Consider the following 4,727-nt stretch of genomic DNA (forward strand, 5'->3'; position numbering starts at 1 on the left):
CTCATCGGCGCGTCCGTCGAAAAAGTCGAATCCGGCTCCAAACTCGTCCAAGACGCCGGCGCCACCATGAACGAAATCGTCGCCTCCGTGCGCCGCGTCAGCGACATCATCGGCGAAATCTCCGCCGCCGCCAGCGAACAAAACGACGGCATCTCCCAAATCAACGCCGCCGTCGGTCAACTCGACCAAATGACCCAGCAAAACGCCGCCTTGGTCGAACAGTCCGCCGCCGCCGCAGCGTCCCTGCGCGAACAAGCACAACGCCTCGCTCAAGTCGTGGCCACCTTCCGCTTGCAACCCGCCATGGAAAGCTGAGCCCCACCTCGGCCACACGCCGGGGCGTGCGGCGCACAGGGCCAAGCAACGCTCAAGTCCACGCTCGATTTGCCGAAGTCACCGACACCTGCGTCATCAGGAAACAGGAGCCAACATGGGCATGATGCACCCCCCCGCCACTTTGCAAGCCCCCGCGGCACGCCACACCGCCATGCAGCGCGTGAGCGGACCCACCCGCGAATACCTCACCTTCCGCGTGGGCAGCGAGGAATATGCGATCGACATCCTGAAAGTTCAGGAAATCCGGGGCTACGAAGAGCCGACCCGCATTGCCAACGCCCCAGCGCACATCAAGGGTGTGCTCAACCTGCGTGGTGTGATCGTCCCGATCGTGGACATGCGCATGCGCATGGGCTGCGAGAAGGTCGAATACAACGACTTCACCGTCTCCATCATTCTCACCTTCGGTCAACGGGTGATTGGCATCGTCGTGGATGCGGTCAGCGACGTGACCGAGCTGAGCGCCGACCAGATCCGCCCGGCCCCCGAAATCTCCGCCGCCGTCGATGCACGCTACATCACCGGCTTGGGGCAAGTGGGCGAGCGCATGCTCATCTTGCTCGACATCGAAAACCTGCTGTTGTCCGCCAGTGTCGGATTGGCTTGCACCGACGCCATCACCCCCTGATCTTCACCAAAAAAAGAACACCGGAGACCCATCATGCACGTCATCGAGTCTGAGAATCTGACAGGTCATTTCGACGACAAATCATCCGGCACACACAACCAGCCACCGTCTGCCCAAGGGGGGTTTTTCGCATATCACGGAGTCTGGGCACTCGGGGTGCGTTGGTTTCGCAATCTCAGGTTTCACTCCAAGGCATCGGTGGTCAGCGCCTTGTTGTTGCTGCCCTTGTTGGTGCTCGTGATCTGGACCGCCAAAACCCAATGGACTGAATGGGAAACCCTGTCCAGGCACACCCTTGGCACACAACTGCTTCGACGCAGCATCGAAGTACACCATTTGATGCTCGAACGGCGCAGACTGTCTGCAGCCGGCCTCGCCGGAACGCAAGCTGCGTTGAGCAACGATGAAGCCTTGAAACAGGCCAACGCGAAGCTGCAAAGCGTGTTGCAGCAGGCCGAGTGGAAACCCCTGCGCGACGCGTGGGAAGCCTTGGCGCGCGCATGGCAAGAGCTGCCGATGACCGGGACGCCCACCGAGGTGTTTGCCCGCCACAACGCGTGGCTCGATCAGCTTTACGACTGGCAGTCCCAGGCCAGCAGCGTCTCACGCCTTCATTACTCGCCATGGCCGCACATCCAAGACACATGGCATGCCGCCGACGTCGAACTGTTGCGTCTGGCCGACCATGTGGCCCGGCTGCGCGGCGCCTTGGCCGCCGTCAAGTCCGGCCGCGTGTCGCAAGATGAAGCCGCGCCGGTCATCGCCGCTGCCAGCGCCGCCATCCAAGAACGTCTGTTCGATCTGAACCGCACCTTGGCCCGCATCGACGAGCATCATCCTCTGGCCCAGAAGACAGCCGCCGTGCAAAGCATCGAGCGCCTGATGCGCGAGGGCGCTGCAGCGCCAGAGGCTCAGGTGCTGCAACTCGGAACGCAGGCCATCGAATCGGTCGCCAAACTGCAAGATGAACTCCTCGATCGATTGGAAACCCTCGTGGCGCACGAGCGCAGCGCCCATGCAGCCAATCTGCTGGCCTACCTGGTATTGCTGCTCCTGAGTTTGCTCCTGGCGGCCTACTTCATCTATTGCTTCTTCCTCGTGGTCGATGGCGGCCTGCGGGAAATCTCCAAACACATCCGCGCCATGGCCAACGGAGACCTCACCACACACCCCACGCCTTGGGGCAAGGACGAAGCCGCCCGGGTCATGAACGATCTGCGATCCACCCAGGAGTCCTTGCGATCGATGGTGCGTGACGTGCGAGACACCAGCGACGAGATCACGCACTCTGCCGAGGAAATCGCCAGCGGCGCCATGGATCTTTCGGCCCGCACCGAACGCACCGCGGCCAATCTTGAGCAAACGGCCGCCACGATGGAGCAGATTTCTGGCACTGTGAAGTCCACCGCCCTTCACGCCGAAAAAGCAGCCGATCTGGCCGCGCGAAATGCCCAAGCAGCCGCCGACGGCGGGCAAGTCATGCAGCAAGTGGTGCACACCATGCGAGGCATCGAATCCTCGGCGCAACGCATCGGCGAGATCATCGGCACCATCGACGGCATCGCCTTCCAAACCAACATCCTGGCACTCAACGCCGCCGTCGAGGCAGCCCGCGCAGGCGAGGCCGGCCGGGGATTCGCCGTGGTGGCCGCAGAAGTCCGCAACCTCGCCCAAAGGAGCTCGTCGGCCGCCCGCGAAATCAAATCGCTCATCCAGGCCAGCATCGAACGCACCACCGAAGGGTCCCACGTGGTCGCTCAGGCCCACCAAGCGATCGAAACTCTGGTGAGCGACGCGCAAGAGCTCGGGCGCGTGATCGGTCAAATCGCCACTGCAGCGCGTGAACAAGCCCTCGGCGTGGAACAAATCGGACAGGCCGCTCAAGAACTCGACCAAAGCACGCAACAAAACGCCGCCTTGGTCGAAGAAACGGCAGCCGCCGCTCAGACCATGAAGCGGCTCACCGACCACCTGCAGCAACGCATGCAACGCTTCCGCCTGCCACAAATGGCCGAGCGGCAAGCCTCGGCCAGTCTGGTCACCGAGCGAGTCGAAGACTTCGATTTCGCGCAAGCCGTCGAAGCCCACCGGAGCTGGAAAGTCAAGCTGCGACAGGCCATTGCGAAGAAAGAAAAGCTCGACGCCAACACGCTGTGCCGCGACGACCGCTGCCCGCTGGGACGCTGGCTGCATGGCCCCGGCGGCGCACGCTGGGGGTCACGCCCCAGCTTCCGAACCCTCGTGGATGAGCATGCGCAGTTCCACCGCACGCTCGCAACGGTTGCCGAGCACATCAACGCTGAACGGCAGGACCAGGCACTCAAAGCCATCGGCCCCGGCAGCCCATTCGCTGAAGCCAGCAACCGCACCATCGAAGCCATCATTCGACTGCAGGGCGAATTGGGCTGATGGCCTGCGGCTCGAATGCGCATGGCTTCCGTCTGAAAGCCATGCGCTCATGCATGCCGCCCTCACAGAGATGGCCACGCGCCAGCCGTGAGTTTCATCACACCTGCCGATCCGGTGGCGCCTCAAACCTTGTGCGCTCGAGCCGATAACGTACTCACGACACAGCGCCGCTCGTGCGCCCTGCCCCCAAAGATTTCGGAGTCGCCCCATGTTCGATCGCTTGAGCTTCCAACAGATAATTTTCAGCATCATCCTCACCAGCCTGGCTGGCGTGGTGTTGCTCACGCTGTACCACGGCTACAGCACCTACCAACGCTTGCTTGAAGATCGCCGCGCCACGCTTCAAGCCGCCGTGGAATCCATGTATGCCATCGCCAGCGGCTTTCATGCCAAAGCACAAAAAGGCGAGATCACCCAGGAGCAAGCCCAGCAAGCGGCTGCGGCCGCCATCGAACAAGCACGCTATGGCGGCCAGGATGGAAGATCAGAGTACTTCTATATCTGGACTTTGGACGGCGTGGGCGTGATGCACCCCATCCGCCCCGAATGGCGCGGCCAGCACATGGCCGACAAAATCAAAGACGGCCTGGGCCGTCATCCGATCAAAGACATCGCAGATGCCTTGCGCGCCAGTTCGGACGGGCGTGCTTTCGTCGACACGCACTTCCCCCGCCCCGGTCAAACCGAACCCGTGCCCAAGCTCCAGTACGCCATGGCGTTCAAACCTTGGAACTGGATGATCGGATCGGGCTTGTATCTCGATGACCTGGCCGCCGCTGCTCGCGCAGAAATCGCCCAAGCCGCGCTGTTGGGCGGGCTATTGCTGAGCGTGATCATCATCGTGAGCCTGCTGGCGGGCCGCAGCATTCGGCAGCAAATCGGTGGCGATCCGGCCGAGGCGCAACGCTGCATGAGTGCCATTGCACAAGGTCGCCTGGATGTGGACTTGGGCATGCCGCCCAAAGGCAGCTTGCTCGACAGCCTGGCACAAATGAGCGCGTCGCTGCGCCGCTTGGTGGCTCAAGTGCGCGCCAGCACCGACTCCATTGCCACGGCCTCCAGCGAGATCGCCCAAGGCAACCAAGACCTCAGCCATCGCACCGAGCAAGCCGCCAGCAGCCTGCAGCAAACCGCCTCCTCCATGGAGCAGCTCACCGGCACCGTCAAACACTCCGCCGACGCCGCACGACAAGCCAACCAGCTGGCCTCCAACGCCTCCAGCGTCGCCCAGCGCGGCGGCCAGGTCGTCTCCCAGGTCGTCTCCACCATGGAAGACATCAACTCCGCCTCCAAAAAAATCGCCGACATCATCGGCGTCATCGACGGCATCGCCTTCCAAACCAACATCCTCGCA

The 4,727-nt window shown here is 62.6% G+C and carries 4 protein-coding genes; all 4 read left to right on the forward strand.

Translation table 11 applies throughout. The features are described 5' to 3' along the window. The coding region (locus tag F615_RS19045; RefSeq protein ID WP_019562373.1) for a methyl-accepting chemotaxis protein at positions 1 to 315 on the forward strand (315 nt) is incomplete at its 5' end. A gap of 172 nt (positions 316 to 487) precedes the next feature. Next, positions 488 to 964, forward strand: a complete 477-nt coding sequence (locus F615_RS0117165; RefSeq protein WP_026330416.1) for a chemotaxis protein CheW — start codon at positions 488 to 490, stop codon at positions 962 to 964. A 198-nt stretch (positions 965 to 1,162) separates the two neighbouring features. Continuing rightward, positions 1,163 to 3,373, forward strand: coding sequence for a methyl-accepting chemotaxis protein (locus F615_RS19555; protein ID WP_245558381.1), 2,211 nt, complete (start codon positions 1,163 to 1,165; stop codon positions 3,371 to 3,373). Between the two features lie 208 nt (positions 3,374 to 3,581). Further along, positions 3,582 to 4,727, forward strand: a 1,146-nt coding sequence (locus tag F615_RS20705; RefSeq protein WP_019562376.1) for a methyl-accepting chemotaxis protein, incomplete at its 3' end; no start/stop codon positions are given.

The organism is Caldimonas manganoxidans ATCC BAA-369 (assembly GCF_000381125.1).
Lineage (GTDB): Bacteria > Pseudomonadota > Gammaproteobacteria > Burkholderiales > Burkholderiaceae_C > Caldimonas > Caldimonas manganoxidans.

Bases quoted from the DNA above. Each gene is read 5' to 3' on its own strand.
- F615_RS0117165 (WP_026330416.1), top strand. From the start codon at position 488: ATGCAGCGCGTGAGCGGACCCACCCGCGAATACCTCACCTTCCGCGTG.